General features: G+C 46.7%; 15 protein-coding genes, 2 pseudogenes and 1 other annotated feature. Of the genes and pseudogenes, 14 read left to right on the forward strand and 3 right to left on the reverse strand.

Annotated features, from left to right (window positions below; translation table 11 throughout):
• The first annotated feature begins 10 nt into the window (after positions 1 to 10).
• From DXA13_RS04415 to DXA13_RS04455, 9 genes and pseudogenes are all read left to right on the forward strand, one after another.
• Positions 11 to 598: a chromate transporter gene (locus DXA13_RS04415; RefSeq protein ID WP_118242091.1), complete on the forward strand. Its 588-nt coding sequence runs from the start codon at positions 11 to 13 to the stop codon at positions 596 to 598.
• Complete coding sequence (locus DXA13_RS04420) at positions 595 to 1,158, forward strand: chromate transporter (protein ID WP_118242092.1); 564 nt, start codon at positions 595 to 597, stop codon at positions 1,156 to 1,158. Before DXA13_RS04415 ends, DXA13_RS04420 begins: the two co-directional genes overlap by 4 nt.
• A gap of 17 nt (positions 1,159 to 1,175) precedes the next feature.
• Positions 1,176 to 1,370: pseudogene (locus DXA13_RS04425) on the forward strand (hypothetical protein); the annotation flags it as partial.
• A gap of 143 nt (positions 1,371 to 1,513) precedes the next feature.
• Positions 1,514 to 2,086 carry an RNA polymerase sigma factor gene (locus DXA13_RS04430; RefSeq protein WP_118242093.1) on the forward strand — a complete coding sequence of 191 codons (573 nt, stop codon included), beginning with the start codon at positions 1,514 to 1,516 and terminating at the stop codon, positions 2,084 to 2,086.
• Positions 2,067 to 2,897 carry a hypothetical protein gene (locus DXA13_RS04435; protein WP_118242094.1) on the forward strand — a complete coding sequence of 277 codons (831 nt, stop codon included), beginning with the start codon at positions 2,067 to 2,069 and terminating at the stop codon, positions 2,895 to 2,897. Before DXA13_RS04430 ends, DXA13_RS04435 begins: the two co-directional genes overlap by 20 nt.
• Before the next feature lie 175 nt (positions 2,898 to 3,072).
• Entirely contained in the window at positions 3,073 to 4,131 is a 1,059-nt protein-coding gene (locus DXA13_RS04440) for an ABC transporter substrate-binding protein (RefSeq protein WP_118242095.1), read from the forward strand.
• 234 nt (positions 4,132 to 4,365) lie between these two features.
• Positions 4,366 to 5,283: an ABC transporter permease gene (locus DXA13_RS04445; protein ID WP_118242096.1), complete on the forward strand. Its 918-nt coding sequence runs from the start codon at positions 4,366 to 4,368 to the stop codon at positions 5,281 to 5,283.
• Positions 5,283 to 6,080 (forward strand): ABC transporter ATP-binding protein, encoded by a 798-nt coding sequence (locus tag DXA13_RS04450; protein WP_118242097.1) that lies wholly within the window; start codon positions 5,283 to 5,285, stop codon positions 6,078 to 6,080. The genes DXA13_RS04445 and DXA13_RS04450 overlap by 1 nt, the downstream gene beginning before the upstream one ends.
• A 201-nt stretch (positions 6,081 to 6,281) precedes the next feature.
• Positions 6,282 to 6,854 (forward strand): manganese efflux pump MntP family protein, encoded by a 573-nt coding sequence (locus tag DXA13_RS04455; RefSeq protein ID WP_118242098.1) that lies wholly within the window; start codon positions 6,282 to 6,284, stop codon positions 6,852 to 6,854.
• 183 nt (positions 6,855 to 7,037) lie between these two features.
• On the opposite strand, the gene DXA13_RS04460 is transcribed toward DXA13_RS04455, so the two are convergent.
• The 3 genes from DXA13_RS04460 to DXA13_RS04470 are packed head-to-tail and all read right to left on the reverse strand — an operon-like array spanning position 7,038 to position 9,849.
• Positions 7,038 to 7,811, reverse strand: a complete 774-nt coding sequence (locus DXA13_RS04460; RefSeq protein ID WP_118242099.1) for an ATP-binding cassette domain-containing protein — start codon at positions 7,809 to 7,811, stop codon at positions 7,038 to 7,040.
• Entirely contained in the window at positions 7,804 to 8,691 is an 888-nt protein-coding gene (locus DXA13_RS04465; protein WP_118242100.1) for an ABC transporter permease, read from the reverse strand. Before DXA13_RS04465 ends, DXA13_RS04460 begins: the two co-directional genes overlap by 8 nt.
• 57 nt (positions 8,692 to 8,748) lie before the next feature.
• Positions 8,749 to 9,849, reverse strand: a complete 1,101-nt coding sequence (locus DXA13_RS04470) for an ABC transporter substrate-binding protein (protein WP_118242101.1) — start codon at positions 9,847 to 9,849, stop codon at positions 8,749 to 8,751.
• A 102-nt stretch (positions 9,850 to 9,951) separates the two neighbouring features.
• Positions 9,952 to 10,199: a binding site (T-box leader), on the reverse strand.
• A 544-nt stretch (positions 10,200 to 10,743) separates the two neighbouring features.
• On the opposite strand from DXA13_RS04470, the pseudogene DXA13_RS21505 reads away from it, so the two are divergent.
• The 5 genes and pseudogenes from DXA13_RS21505 to DXA13_RS04480 all read left to right on the forward strand — a co-directional run bounded on the left by DXA13_RS21505 (position 10,744) and on the right by DXA13_RS04480 (position 14,527).
• Positions 10,744 to 11,309, forward strand: a pseudogene (locus DXA13_RS21505) (biosynthetic peptidoglycan transglycosylase).
• A 26-nt stretch (positions 11,310 to 11,335) separates the two neighbouring features.
• Positions 11,336 to 11,938 (forward strand): hypothetical protein, encoded by a 603-nt coding sequence (locus tag DXA13_RS21510; protein ID WP_243008969.1) that lies wholly within the window; start codon positions 11,336 to 11,338, stop codon positions 11,936 to 11,938.
• The gene (locus tag DXA13_RS21515; RefSeq protein ID WP_243008972.1) at positions 11,860 to 12,858 is read left to right on the forward strand and encodes a penicillin-binding transpeptidase domain-containing protein; all 999 of its coding nucleotides are present in this window, start codon (positions 11,860 to 11,862) and stop codon (positions 12,856 to 12,858) included. Before DXA13_RS21510 ends, DXA13_RS21515 begins: the two co-directional genes overlap by 79 nt.
• 266 nt (positions 12,859 to 13,124) lie before the next feature.
• On the forward strand, positions 13,125 to 13,283 hold the full coding sequence (locus DXA13_RS20890) for a hypothetical protein (RefSeq protein WP_181995525.1): 159 nt from the start codon (positions 13,125 to 13,127) through the stop codon (positions 13,281 to 13,283).
• A gap of 2 nt (positions 13,284 to 13,285) precedes the next feature.
• Positions 13,286 to 14,527 carry an APC family permease gene (locus DXA13_RS04480; RefSeq protein ID WP_181995526.1) on the forward strand — a complete coding sequence of 414 codons (1,242 nt, stop codon included), beginning with the start codon at positions 13,286 to 13,288 and terminating at the stop codon, positions 14,525 to 14,527.
• Positions 14,528 to 14,538 lie beyond the last annotated feature (11 nt).

The following is a 14,538-nucleotide window of genomic DNA, read 5'->3' on the forward strand; positions in this document are numbered from 1 at the left end:
AGGAGGTTATATGGAGCAGATTGGGAAAAAGAAGCTTTTGATTCGACTGTTTCTGTCCACACTGACGCTGAGCGCATTTACTTTTGGCGGCGGATACGTAATTATTACGCTTATGAAGCGAAAGTTCGTGGATGATTATCACTGGATTGATGAGGCGGAAATGCTGGATTTAGTGGCAATCGCTCAGTCTGCTCCAGGTCCTATTGCCGTAAACGGAGCGATCGTAATCGGGTATAAGGTGGCCGGTGCAGCAGGACTTCTCGTTTCAGTTCTCGGTACGGTTCTGCCGCCGTTTTTTATCCTGTCCGCCATATCCGCCTGCTATGCCGCGTTCCGTTCCAATGAAATTGTCGGAATGGTACTGGCCGGAATGCAGGCCGGAGTCGGTGCGGTGATTGCATCCGTCGTCTATGATATGGGGAAAGGCGTTATAAAGGAAAAAGACGTTTTTAACGATATAATCATGGCAGCGGCGTTCATTCTGACCTGTTTTCTGAACGTGAACGTGATCGTTATTATTTTATCCTGCGGGGTGATCGGCGCCCTCAGAACGAAGATTTCAGGAAGGCCGAAAAAGACGAAGGGAGGCGCCGCATGATCTATCTCCAGCTTTTTTTCAGTTTTCTCCAGATCGGGGCATTCAGCTTCGGAGGCGGTTATGCCGCCATGCCCCTGATACAGAATCAGGTTGTGGATATCCACGGCTGGCTGAGTATGGGAGAATTTACGGATCTGGTTACGATTTCGCAGATGACTCCGGGGCCGATCGCTATTAATTCGGCTACCTTCGTCGGTCTGAAAATAGCAGGATTGAAGGGTGCGGCAGCGGCTACCTTCGGCTGTATTCTGCCGTCCTGCATTCTCGTCTCGGCTATTGCATGGCTTTATTTCAAATACAGGAATTTAGGCCTGCTTCAGGGTATTTTAAAGTCCTTGCGTCCAGCAGTAGTCGCAATGATCGCAGGAGCGGGCATTACAATTATCGCAGCTACATTTTTTGGAACGGCAGGAGCCGTATCCATGGATCATTTCCATCTGAGGGAAGCATGTATTTTTGCAGCAGCTTTCCTTCTCCTTCGTTGGAAAAATGCGAATCCCATAACGGTTATGATCCTGTGCGGAGCCGCCGAAACGGCGCTCTGCCTGATTTTCCCGTGACGGATTCAGGCGGAGTGCACGGGCCTTTCGATTATGAGCAGGAAAACCGCAGCGTAGAGGAAAAGATCGAAAAGGCAATGGCTTCGTTTGATTTTGCAGGTACAGGCTACACCTACGATACCTCCCCCGGCCGAATCATTTACTTCTATCACGATGCAGAACGTTTCTGGAAATACATCAGACCAGTCGCTCCCGCAAAGATATTGAGGTGAGCGACCACCACAGAAAAAAATAAGGAATTCAGTAACTTGGCCACCGCCTGGAACTCAATTCCTTATTTTTTTTAATTATTGAACCATTTTTCAGCTTCATGACTCTTATATACAGGTGCACCAAAAAAGAAAGGAGATTTGCGATGGATGAGACGGAGATTGAGATCGTAAGAAAGATGCAGCAGGGAGATGAAAGCGCCTTTGCCTGGCTGTTTGACAGATATCAGTCTAAAGCATTCCGCGCAGCCTATCTGATATCATGTAATGTGGCCGACAGTGAGGATATTGTACAGGAGGCCTTTGTCAAATGCTATTTATACAGAGAGAAGCTCAAGGATGCAAAACGATTTGAAGGATGGCTGTTTCAGATTCTTACCAGGACTGCATGGCGCCACATAAAGAAGGGTGCAAGGGAACAGCCGGTAGAAGAGCTGTGGGGAGCTGATGCCAAAAGCGGTGAAAAAGAACTGCTGGATGGAATCGTGGAAGAGGAAAGCAACCGCAGGCTTTACGAGGCCATAAAGGAACTGGATGTAAAACAGCGTACAGCTGTTGTCCTTTATTACTTCAACCAGTTTTCGACGAAAGAGACGGCAGTGGTGATGGGCTGCATGGAAGGAACGGTGAAGTCAAGGCTTTACAATGCCAGAAAAAATCTTAAAGAAAGGCTTTTGCAGCCGGAAGAGGAGGAGAGATATGAGAGAAGAACCGTTTGACAGACAAATCAGGGAAACCCTCATCGAAGAGGCGCAGAAGGTTTCTTTAAGCAGGCAGAGACAGGAGAAGATCATGGCGGAGATATCTGCCGTGAAACAGGAGAAAGGAAGGGGCAATATTATGAGATTTCAGTCAGGAAAGAAGATAATAATAGCAGCGGCCGCTATGTGTGTGTTTGCAGCATTTGGAGTAATGGCGGCAGGTAAAATCGTCGGTATGAGGACCAGTGTACAAAACGATAAGCCGAATTATACAGAATTTTCACAGGTGGCAGGTGCAGAAGGAATATTGGGATTTAAGCCGGACGCAGTAGAGACTTATTCCAACGGACTGGCCTTTCAGAAAGGATTTCTGGCGGACGTACAGGGGTATGATGATGCCGGTAATGTCGTTCAAGTAAAACCGGAGCTCTCTCTGGAATATAAAAAAGGCGGCAGCAGAGTGACCATGTCCGCTATGAAGCCGTTCGAGGATAATCAGAATAACAGAGAACGGGCGGTGCGTACGGAGGAATACAAAGGTTTTACGATCTATTACTATGAGGACAGATACCTGTTTGTATCGGCGGACTATGAACCGGATGAAAACATGAAGAAAGAAGAAGCGGCGGGTAGACTCTTTATCTCCTACGGCCTTCCGGATCATGAGGACGGAACGCCGGCCGATCCGCAGGAAACGATTATGTACAGCGTAACATGGGATAACGGTGGAGCTGAGTATCTGCTGCTTTCCAGCGGGGATGTGCCGATTACAGGAGATTCTCTCATTGGAATGGCAAAAGAAACCATCGATGCGGGTCTGAACAGGTAAAGATTCCCAAAATTTATTTGTGCAAAATGACGAATCTTACGATTTAAAGCGTTAAACTTCAAAAATTTAATGAAATGAAATTGACGAAGGGAAAAAGTTGTAGTATGATAATCATCAATTCGTAAAGAAAATATCTGCAGACTCTGCAGATAAAAAAGGGAGAGATGATTAGATTATGAGAAAATCCAGAAAATTAGCGGCGCTTGTGCTGGCTGGCCTGATGGCAGCATCCATGACGGCATGCGGAGGAAACAAAGCGGAAACTTCAGCAGAAACAACAGCTACTGAGACAGAAGCAGCCGGCCCGGCAGAGAGCACAGAAGCAAAAGAGGCGGAAGAAACGAGTGAAAAAGCAGAGGCAGCGGATGGAAAGACCTACAAGATCGGGGTTCTTCAGCTTGTGCAGCATGCGGCACTTGACAAGGCAAATGAAGGCTTTTTTGCAGCACTTGACGAGGCTGGAATCAAGTATGAGAAAGATTACCAGAATGCTTCCGGAGACCAGTCCACATGCCAGACAATGGCGGAAAAACTGGTAAATGAAGGAAACGATCTGATCTTTGCAATTGCTACACCGGCAGCTCAGGCGGTTGCAGGTGCTACCTCGGATATTCCGATTCTGCTGAGCGCTGTTACGGATCCGGCAGCTTCAGAGCTGGTTGAAAGCAACGAGAAGCCAAACTGCAACGTATCCGGTACATCGGACCTGACACCTGTTAAGGATCAGATCGATATGATTCCGAAGATTCTTCCAGAAGCTAAAACGGTCGGCCTTCTTTACTGTAATGCAGAATCCAATTCTCAGCTTCAGGTTGAGATTGCCAAGGAAGCATGTGAGGCAGCAGGACTGGAATACAAAGAATATACCATTTCGAATTCCAATGAACTTCAGACCGTCGTGGAATCCATGGTAGGAAATGTAGACGTGATTTATGCACCGACAGACAATATGATCGCAGCAGGTATGTCTACTGTTTCCATGGTTGCAAACGAGAATAAGATCCCTACCGTAGTAGGCGAGGGAGGCATGGTTGATGAAGGCGGCCTCGTTACATATGGGATTGATTACTATCAGCTGGGATATATGGCTGGCGAACAGGCAATCGACATCCTTGTAAACGGCGCAGATATTACCACAATGCCTATCGGCTATCTGGATGCATCAAAGTGTGAACTGAAGATCAATGAAGAGACAGAAAAAACACTGGGAATTGATTTATCCGTATTAAAATAAGTATTGCAGAGAATGACATAAAAGCCACGAGGGCTTATATGACAGGAAGCAGATTGGAAGGCCGGAGCGGCATCAGCCGTGTTTGGCCTGTAGAATCTGCTTCTTATCTTGCTTTTTAGGAAATAATCTGTCGGAGTAAAGTGATAAAGTAAAGACTTGTAATCGGCCGGACAGTGGAACTGGCGTTTCAGAAGTTTAAAGACAAAATGAGGAAGGTATCTGGAGGAAGGAAATATGCAGGGATGGCTTGTTTCCCTTCAGGGCGCCGTAGGACAGGGCGTTTTGTGGGGGCTGATGGTATTAGGCGTATATATAACATTCCGTTTGATGGACATTGCAGATTTAACTGTTGACGGAAGTTTTGCACTGGGCGGCTGCGTCTGTGCGGTAATGGTTGTGAATAAGAACATGGACCCGACGCTGGCCCTTGGTGTAGCGCTTATTGCCGGAGTTCTCGCCGGAGCGGTTACGGGAATCCTGCATACGGTTTTTGAAATTCCGGCGATTCTGGCCGGTATTCTGACGCAAATTGCGCTCTGGTCAATTAATCTGAGGATTATGGGACGAAAGAGCAATATCCCCTTGCCTAAGGCGAATACATTGATCAGCAGTTTTTCCAAATCCGCCGGCGTGACACAGGCACAGGCTTCTATGGTAATCGGCATTATAATTGCGGTTATTATAATCATATTTCTTTACTGGTTCTTCGGAACAGAGATCGGCTGTACTCTGCGCGCCACGGGAAATAATGAAAATATGATCCGTGCCCTTGGAGTCGATACGAGAATGACAAAGCTGATGGCGCTCATGATCAGCAACGGCCTTGTAGGCCTTTCAGGGGCTCTTGTCTGTCAGAGCCAGAAATATGCGGATATCAACATGGGAACGGGCGCAATCGTCATCGGCCTGGCGGCAATTGTCATCGGTGAAGTGCTGTTCGGAAGGCTTCGTTCCTTTGGCAGTAAACTGACATCCCTTGTGGCTGGTTCCGTTATTTACTTTATCATCCGTGCCGTAGTGATTCGTCTCGGTCTGGATGCCAACGACATGAAGCTCATTTCCGCGATTATGGTTGCCGTCGCTCTCAGTATACCGGTTACCATGGCGAGGTACCGTCAAAAACGGTCATATTCGGAAGGAGGAGAGGAATAATGCTTACTCTGACTAATGTAAGAAAGACGTTCAACCGCGGAACGATTAATGAGAAAAAGGCGTTAAACGGCATTCATCTTCATCTGAACCCTGGAGATTTCGTAACGATCATCGGAGGAAACGGTGCGGGAAAGTCCACAATGCTGAATATGATAGCAGGCGTATATCCGATCGACAGCGGTAAAATCGTAATCGACGGCCACAATATTTCCAGAGAACCTGAGTTTAAGCGGGCTAAGTATATCGGACGCGTATTTCAGGATCCGATGATGGGTACGGCTGCAGGAATGGAAATCGAGGAAAACCTTGGTCTGGCTATGAGAAGAGGAAAGAGAAGAGGCCTTTCATGGCAGATTGCCAAAGAGGAAAGAGGTTATTACAAGCAGCAGCTTTCCCTTCTGGACTTGGGTCTGGAAGACCGTATGAAGAGCAAGGTAGGCCTTCTGTCCGGCGGACAGAGGCAGGCGCTGACCCTTCTGATGGCTACCATGCAGAAACCAAAGCTCCTTCTGCTGGATGAACATACGGCGGCCCTTGACCCGAAAACGGCGGCAAAAGTTCTTGAGATCACAAGAAAGATCGTAAATGAGCAGGAACTGACCGCTATGATGGTCACCCACAATATGAGAGATGCCATTGAGATCGGCAACCGCCTGATCATGATGCATGAAGGGCGTATAATCTACGATGTAGCCGGCGAAGAAAAGAAGAATCTGGAGGTCGAGGACCTGCTGGAGAAGTTCGAAGCGGCCAGTGGAGAGGAGTTCGCCAACGACAGGATGATGCTCGCGAAATAAGAGATTAAAAAGCGCTTGAAAAACAGAATACAGTGTGATAGACTATATTTCACGTTTCAATACCGGGGAGGTGTCAGGGATCATGGCACCTTCCTTTACTATTGCAGCGTCCGCCTGAATATGATTAGAATGAACAGACCGGCTGCTTCATTTTAAATAGAATGAAAAATGTAGAGAAACTGGGAAAGAGAGAAAAGATAAATGAGTCTGCTGACATTATTTACTCTGGCTGTAGGCCTTTCTATGGACGCATTTGCAGTATCCGTATGCAAGGGGCTTGCCATGCAAAAGATCACCTTGGGAAAATCCATTATTGTCGGACTATGGTTCGGCGGATTTCAGGCTGGAATGCCTTTGATCGGATATCTGCTGGGAATACAGTTCAGGGGAGCGATTTCCGCTATCGATCATTGGATCGCATTTATTCTCCTTGGAATTATCGGCGTCAACATGATCAGAGAGGCATTGACGGAAGACGAGTGCGAATGCTGCGGCGAAGAAGACGCGACTCTGGAACCGAGGGAAATGTTTATGCTGGCTGTAGCTACCAGTATCGATGCCCTGGCTGTCGGCATTACTTTTGCCTTTCTGGATGTTGAGATCGCTCCGGCTGTTTCATTTATCGGAATCACTACGTTTTTCCTGTCCATAGCCGGTGTAAAGGCGGGAAATGTATTTGGCGCAAGGTATCAGTCCAGGGCGGAACTGGCAGGAGGAACAATCCTGGTATTTCTGGGAATCAAGATCCTGCTGGAACATACAGGCATTTTGTAATGGGAACATATTTCTATGAAAAAGCTGAAACACTACAATGAGACGTAAAATCGATACGGATACCAGTCAACTAAAAACAGGCCGCCAGCACTGAGCTGACGGCCTGTTGAATATTTGTGAACACGTATATTTATCCTGCATGCTGTAATGCCGCAATGCTGCAGTACATCGATACATCTCCGATCAGTTTCCACATTCAATACTGATCTCATTGAACTTCTCCAGAATTTCATCGATCTGCATGGCTGACTTTGCCGTCTCATCTTTATCCATAACGACCGTTCCCTGATGCATCATCAGCAGGCGGTTTCCGTATTCCACCGCATAGCGAAGGTTGTGAGTAACCATAATGGTGGTAAGCTTTTTCTCCTTGACAATTTTATCCGTCAGAACCATGATGGTTTCAGCTGTTTTCGGATCGAGGGCAGCCGTATGTTCATCCAGTATCAGAAACTCAATGGGCGTCATGGTAGACATGAGAAGAGCCATAGCCTGGCGCTGACCTCCGGAAAGAACACCTACTTTTACGTGAATTTTGTCTTCCAGCCCCAGTCCAAGCGTCCTTAACTGGTCTTTGTAGTAGTCAATCCGTTTTTTATCTGTTCCCGGAAGGAGATTAAACGGTTTTCCCTTATTGTCCGCTAAGGACATATTTTCCAGGATCGTCATATTGGGACATGTTCCCATGGCCGGATTCTGATAAACGCGGCCGATGCGGCGCTGGCGCTTGAATTCAGGCATTTTCGTAATATCGGTTCCGTTGATGGATATACGGCCGCTGTCAAGAGGAATGCTGCCGCAGACAATATTCAGCAGGGAGGTTTTGCCGGAACCGTTGCTTCCAACCACAGAGACGAATTCATCGTCTCCGACAGTGAGGCAGAAATCCTGAAACAGACACATTTCATTTACAGTTCCCGCATTATAGTATTTATTGATGTTGGTTAATTCAAGCATGGTTCTTTACCCTCCTTTTATTGCTGTTGCTGATCACCAGGATGACAAGCAGGAGTACGGCTGTAATGAGCTTTAAATCAAAGGCTTCCAGCCCGAAGGAGATGGCAAAGGAGATACATGCCTTATAGAGGATAGAGCCTACAATTACAGCAGTTGTCGCCTTTACAAAGCTCATGTGGCGGAACAGCTGTGTTCCGATAATAACGTTAGCCAGGCCGATGACAATCGTTCCGGTTCCCATGGATATTTCAAAGCCGACTTTCTGCTGGCAGTAGAGGCAGCCGCCAAGAGCGGCAAAACCGTTTGCGATAGCCAGGCCGATAATCTTTACTTTTCCTCTGTCCATGGCAAGGGAGGTAACGAGCGTATCGTTGTCGCCAACCGCCCGGAGAAGAAAGCCGGAACGGGTTTTCAGGTACAGGTCCAAAAGAATTTTGCATATGATCACGACGATCAGAAGGATGGCGGCGATCGTAAACGGAGCCATGGATTCCGGGATGGCAGCATTTAAAAAGGAGTTGTCAAATATCGTTTCCTGACTGAAGATCGGTACGTTGGACCTTCCGCCTGCAATGCGCAGGTTAATGGAATAGAGTGCAGTCATAACAATGATTCCTGAAAGAAGATCACGTACTTTTAGCTTCACGTGTATAAAACCGGTTACACAGCCGGCTGCCGCACCTGCAAGGAAGGAGAGCGGGAGAGTGAGCACAGGCGGAACTCCTGCAATAATCAGGGTTGCGGTAAGGGCGGCACCCATAGGAAAGGTACCGTCTACCGACAAATCCGGAAAGTCCAGGATTTTGTATGTTATATATACGCCCAGCGCCATCACGGCGTAAACCAGGCCTTCTTCAAGAATACCAAGAAAAATCTGCATTGTTATGCCTCCAGTTCCCTTTTTATAAGAAGGGGTTATAATCGTTCCGACTTATTATCAATTTTCGGAAATTGTATCAAACAGTTCTTTTGCAGAAGAAGTCAGATCTTCCGGGAACGTAATTCCCAGGTCTTCAGCAACCTTTGTATTTCCGTAAAAAGCGGCTTCTTTAATGATTTCATAGTTCATTTCACTCGCTTTCGCCTCGCCCTTTAATACTTTCGCAGCCATTTTTCCGGTCTGCTTTCCAAGATCGATGTAGTCCAGCCCCATAGCGGCGAGGCAGCCAATTTTTACCTGTTCAATTTCGCTTCCGAATACAGGGATTTTCTTTTTGGATGCCTTGTTGAGGATCAGCGGGAGAGAAGAGACAACCGTATTGTCGGTTAAATTGGTCAGGCAGTCAACTTTTTCCAGAAGTCTGTCGGCTACAAGCGGGATATCAGCAGATGCCGTAACGCCGCCTTCTTCAATTTCAAATCCGTATTCGGGAGCCAGTGCCTTATATTCTTCGATTGCGGACAAAGAATTCACTTCGCTGGTGGTATACATGATTCCTATGGTCTTTGCTTCAGGAAGAATTGCACGGATCATTTCCAGCTGCTGCTGCACAGGGAGCTTATCGCTTGTACCGGTCATTTCGCCTACGGATGAACCGTCTTCATTGGCAAGCTCTGCAGCTACAGGATCCGTTACTGCAGTATAGATAACAGGTATGTTGTTTTTCTTTCCTACCGCATATGCGCTCTGAGCGGAAACTGTAGCAATACCGCAAATCAGATCGACCTTTTTAGCTGCAAAGTTGTTGGAAATCTGTGCTGCAATACCAGGATCAGCCTGTGCATTTTCATAGATTACAGTCAGGTTTTCGTTCTCTTTGATGCCCTCCTCAGCCAGGCCGGCCAGGAATCCTTCACGGCAGTTATCAAGTGAGCCGTGGACGGCAAACTGCTCAATTCCGATTGTATAATTTCCGGCAGCAGTTTCTGTTTCTGCAGCGCTCTCGGATGATTCCGATATCTCTTCCGATGCGTTCTCAGAGGTTTCAGCCGAAGTTTCAGCTGCTTTCGTCGTTTCTGTTTTTGCATTGGAACCGCAGCCTGCCATCATGGAAGCTGCCATAGCGGTAATTAGTAATGCTGCAATTGATTTTTTCATAATAAATATCCTCCTTAAAATAAATGTTTTTTATTCAGATTTTTATTTCAAAGGACAAATCCTTATTGAAATAAAAAAAAGCCCCAGGCATAAATATCTTATGCTTGAGACGAATAACCTATCCGCGGTGCCACTCAAATTGACTGAAAGTCCACTCTTCATATACTGACATATATGCCGCACAAGTAACGGTTGCGGAAGCCGTCAGTCCATACTGGAAAGAAATCGCTCTCTCGTTCAGGACCGCCCTCAAAAGTCCATTCGGTTCCCGGCGCCATACCGCATTTCCACCACCTGCGGCTCTCTGTAATCTTGCCTGAAAACTTACTTCTCTTTTTCAACGGTTTATTGTATTCTTAGGCCTTATCATAATACAATGGAAGCCATTTGTCAACAGAAAAAATACAACTGGAAGAATGAAAGGAAATATGATAAAATATAAAACAGCACCAAATTCAATACGAAAAGTATAATGAAGGGGAAACTATGGATACACGTAAAGAAATGGCGCCGGAGGGGCAGGAAGATCAGAAGAAGCCTGATGGACCTCTGGAGGATAATGGCCTGGATGAGGGACAGGCAGAAGCAGGCCAGGAGGGAGCTGCAGGGGAAGCATACGAATCAAATATGGAAGAAATGCCGGAAGGGGAATCTGAGGAATGGGAAGAAGAGGATGATGGCGAAGAAAGTTATGGCAGGCCGAACATAGCTGTCCGCTTTTTCTGCATCGTTTTTAAATATCTGAAGATTATTTTCAGACCGCTGTTTAAACTTTTGGGATTTTTGTTCCGCTCACTGTTTATTCTTTGTGTAGTGGTACTGGTAGCAGTGATCGGAATCGGTGCATATAAGGTTTATCCGCTGTATACGGAGTATAAGAAGGAAGCAGTGCAGATGGTGGCAGACAGTTCTCTGGATACGTTCCGCCTTCAGGAATCCAGCTTTATCTATGACAGACAGGGAAACGTCATTGCAAAGCTGACGAAGGATGAAGATTCGGATTACCTGCCGTATGACACGATACCGGAAAATGCAGTAAATGCATTTGTGGCCATTGAGGACAGAACGTTCTGGGATAACTCCGGGTACGATCTTCGCGGCATTATCCGTGTTGCGTTGAATTATTTTAAAACGGACGGTGAGGAAGTACATGGAGCGAGCACCATTACTCAGCAGCTGGCGAGAAACCGCTTCCTTACAAGGGAAGTTCAATCGAACGAAAAGCTAAGGAAATCCTCATTTCCATGGAGCTTACGAAAAAATATACGAAAGAACAGATTATAGAGTTTTATATCAATGACATCAGCTATGCGAATACATATTATGGGCTTCAGTCAGCCGCCAGAGGATATTTTGGAAAGAATGCCTCTGAGCTCACTTTGAGCCAGATCGCATACTTATGTGCGATTCCAAACTCACCCAGTTTTTATAATCCGTACCGCCATCCTGAGAATGCCTGAAACGGCGTGATAAGATTCTGGGGGATATGAGAGATCTGGGCTATATTACGGAAGAGCAGTACGATACGGCCATGAAGGAAGAAATCGTAATTCAGAAGGCAGAATATGAATTCCGGAATTATGAGACGACGTATGCGATTGACTGTGCGGTGCGGTTCCTGATGAGAAAGGACGGCTTTGAATTCCGCTATGGCTTCCGTTCCTATGATGAATATAATGACTATAAGAGCGCATACGATGAGGCGTATTCTGTGGCCAAAGAGGAACTTTATACAGGAGGATACCGTGTTTATACATCGCTGGATCCGGAGAAGCAGCTGATCCTCCAGCAGTCGATCGACAATGTTCTGACCTTTGACGGGAATGTAGGAGAAAACGGAATCTACGAGCTTCAGGGCGCCGCTACGGTGGTCGATAACAGGGACGGCAAAGTCGTGGCGATTGTCGGAGGCAGAGGGCAGGAAGCAGATACGTATAACCTGAACCGGGCGTTCCAGGCTTCCGCCAGCCGGGCAGCAGCATTAAGCCGATTATCGTTTATGCGCCTGCGCTGGACAACGGATATACGCCGGAGACGCCTGTCAGGAATATCAACATCGACGCAGCAAAGGAAAAGGGCGCTGATGTAGAGAAACTGCCGGGAGATACGATGGAGCTGCGTCAGGCCGTAGAACAGAGCAAGAATGGAGTCGCATGGTCTGTATACCACAATATTACACCGGAAGTCGGGATGGGGTATCTGACGAAGATGCGGTTTGACAATATTGTTCCTGATGATTATTATATGGCAACTTCTCTGGGCGGTTTTACATATGGAGTAACGACAGAGGAGATGGCCGGTGCATATGCCGCTCTGGCCAATAACGGTATCTACAAGGAACCTACCTGCATCATGATGATGAAGGACAATACAGGCGAAAACATTTACAGAGAGAGTGAAGAAGTTCAGGTATACGGCCAATATGCTGCGTCTACCATGGTGGATATCCTCAAAGGCGTTATCTCAAAGGGAACGGCCCGCAGCATGGGGTGGAGAAGCCCGGTGGAGGCGGCTGGAAAGACGGGAACGACGAATAACAGCAAAGACGGATGGTTCTGCGGAATTACTCCTTACTACAGCATGGCCGTATGGGTTGGATATGATCAGCCGAGAAGGCTGTCTAATCTGTGGGGAGCCACTTACCCGGCTTCGATCTGGAAGAGCGCGATGAGCGCATTTGTAGAAGGGCTGGAACCGGCAGAATTCGGACAGCCGATTGAGCAGGCAGCAGTACTGACCGGCCAGTCAGAGGCATACGTGGCAGGCGACGGCAACTACCTTCCGGGAAGAGATGCGTCGGAAGAGCTTTCTCCTGGATATACGGTAGGAAATTACCGCCAGGACCATACGCTGGCTGACCAGGCTCAGGCTTGTATCGACCAGATGGCGGGAGCCGATGAGGGAACGCGCCAGATGCTTTCGAATCAGGCTCAGGGATTGATCGATCAGATATATGGAACGACGCTTAGAAATAAGATGAAGGGTGCGCTGAAAGCGGCTATGAACTGAATATAGTATGTAAGCATTCATTCAGACTGCAGAAAAGGTCCGCGGCTATTGCCGCGGACCTTTTCTGCAGTCTGCTATTCTTTTGATCCAATCAGGACACACATACAGTCTGATTTAAATCGGTTATTTTGCACAAATAATGATCTAATTTTTATAAAATATGATGATTATGATAAAGTACTTGCAGATGATACAAACTTGTGATATAGTTAACTTGTAAAACAAGTAAACAAGAAAACAAACTGTGAAAATTGAATGGGGGAGTGATGATGGACATGAAGGACATTTCCAGCCAGGAACGTCTGGAACAACTGGGGTATAAGCAGGAACTGGAACGGTACCTGACAACTGGAACGAATGTAGTAATGTCAGTAGCAAATGTAGCACCGATCATGGCGGTTTTCGTATTAGCCTATCAACAGTAGCTTTGGGTGGAACAGGCAGTGCATGGAGCGGTATTATTGTCAGTATTATCGTGGTGTTCAACGCTTTGGTACTTGGGGAACTGGCAGCGCGTTATCCTGTATCAGGAGGTCTTTACTCTTATATTAAATACCTGTTGCCAGCACCAATCGCTATGATTGCAGTATGTCTTACTTTGCTGCAGGCAGTAACCTTTACACCGGGAATTGCACTTGGAATCGGTACGTATGTTCAGTTGCTTTTTCCCCAGATTCCGCAGACTCCACTGATGACCAGTATTATTTCAGCTATTGTACTGGTATTTGCGGTAGCCCTGGCGATCAAAGATATTGGTACCAGTTCTAAAGTCAGCCTGGTTCTGCTGGCCATACAGGGAGTGATCGTTTGTATCTATATCGGCGCGAACTTTCTGCAGCCGCAGCGTTCTATGGGAGAGATTCTGACAAATCCTGTTGTGCTGGACGGCACAGGTACACTGGTGCCGGTCGGAATTGGTACAATCCTGCTTGCTGCAGGGAGTTGTCAGGGAGTAATTAACGGCTATGATGCCTCTCTTGGCTTCGCGGAAGAAACAAAGGGTAGAAGTATCAACGTGGCAAAAGCAGTTATTATTTCAGCTGTATGTGCCTGTGCCTTCATACTGGTTCCGATTATCTCTTCCATGATTGCAGCTCCTGACATAGCGGAATATCTGAGAGCCCCGTCTCCCTATCTTTATACGGCAAATGCGACTCTCGGCAGTTTTGGGAGTGTGATTATTTCTCTGGGAATTATAGTGGCTTCCTTTATCGGTCTTGTAGCTCTCAACGCTTATATGGCAAGAGTCCTGTATACAACAGGACGAGATGAGCTTTGGGGGAACAGCATCAACCGCTTTATTACAAAAGTGTCTCCGAAGAGCAGAAGTCCTTGGGTTGCCAGCCTGATTATTGCAGTAGTTTCTATGGTATTAATATTTGCCTCGTCTCTTGTAGATCTGATTACATTTGTGGGGGTACTAGTTGCGCTCGTATATGTATTGATCGCGGTCGGCGTGTTTTTAGATCGAAAAAAGGATCCGGATGGTTACCGTCCATTTAAGATGCCGCTTTATCCATTACCGGCAATTGTGGTAATTATTTCTCTTACAGCAGTTATTTGTATGCAAAATTTAAGAGATATTGGATTGAGTGCTGTTGTCTGCATTATAGCGTTAGCATATTATTTTATTTTTATAAGGCCAAAAAAAAAAAGGAAAACTAAATAAATAATATTATA

Source organism: Clostridium sp. AM58-1XD, from assembly GCF_003464085.1.
Lineage (GTDB): Bacteria > Bacillota > Clostridia > Lachnospirales > Lachnospiraceae > Lachnoclostridium_A.

Coding starts and splice junctions, on each gene's coding strand:
- DXA13_RS04415 (WP_118242091.1), top strand. CDS start 11: ATGGAGCAGATTGGGAAAAAGAAGCTTTTGATTCGACTGTTTCTGTCC.
- DXA13_RS04420 (WP_118242092.1), top strand. CDS start 595: ATGATCTATCTCCAGCTTTTTTTCAGTTTTCTCCAGATCGGGGCATTC.
- DXA13_RS04430 (WP_118242093.1), top strand. CDS start 1,514: ATGGATGAGACGGAGATTGAGATCGTAAGAAAGATGCAGCAGGGAGAT.
- DXA13_RS04435 (WP_118242094.1), top strand. CDS start 2,067: ATGAGAGAAGAACCGTTTGACAGACAAATCAGGGAAACCCTCATCGAA.
- DXA13_RS04440 (WP_118242095.1), top strand. CDS start 3,073: ATGAGAAAATCCAGAAAATTAGCGGCGCTTGTGCTGGCTGGCCTGATG.
- DXA13_RS04445 (WP_118242096.1), top strand. CDS start 4,366: ATGCAGGGATGGCTTGTTTCCCTTCAGGGCGCCGTAGGACAGGGCGTT.
- DXA13_RS04450 (WP_118242097.1), top strand. CDS start 5,283: ATGCTTACTCTGACTAATGTAAGAAAGACGTTCAACCGCGGAACGATT.
- DXA13_RS04455 (WP_118242098.1), top strand. CDS start 6,282: ATGAGTCTGCTGACATTATTTACTCTGGCTGTAGGCCTTTCTATGGAC.
- DXA13_RS04460 (WP_118242099.1), bottom strand. CDS start 7,811: ATGCTTGAATTAACCAACATCAATAAATACTATAATGCGGGAACTGTA.
- DXA13_RS04465 (WP_118242100.1), bottom strand. CDS start 8,691: ATGCAGATTTTTCTTGGTATTCTTGAAGAAGGCCTGGTTTACGCCGTG.
- DXA13_RS04470 (WP_118242101.1), bottom strand. CDS start 9,849: ATGAAAAAATCAATTGCAGCATTACTAATTACCGCTATGGCAGCTTCC.
- DXA13_RS21510 (WP_243008969.1), top strand. CDS start 11,336: ATGAGAGATCTGGGCTATATTACGGAAGAGCAGTACGATACGGCCATG.
- DXA13_RS20890 (WP_181995525.1), top strand. CDS start 13,125: ATGATGGACATGAAGGACATTTCCAGCCAGGAACGTCTGGAACAACTG.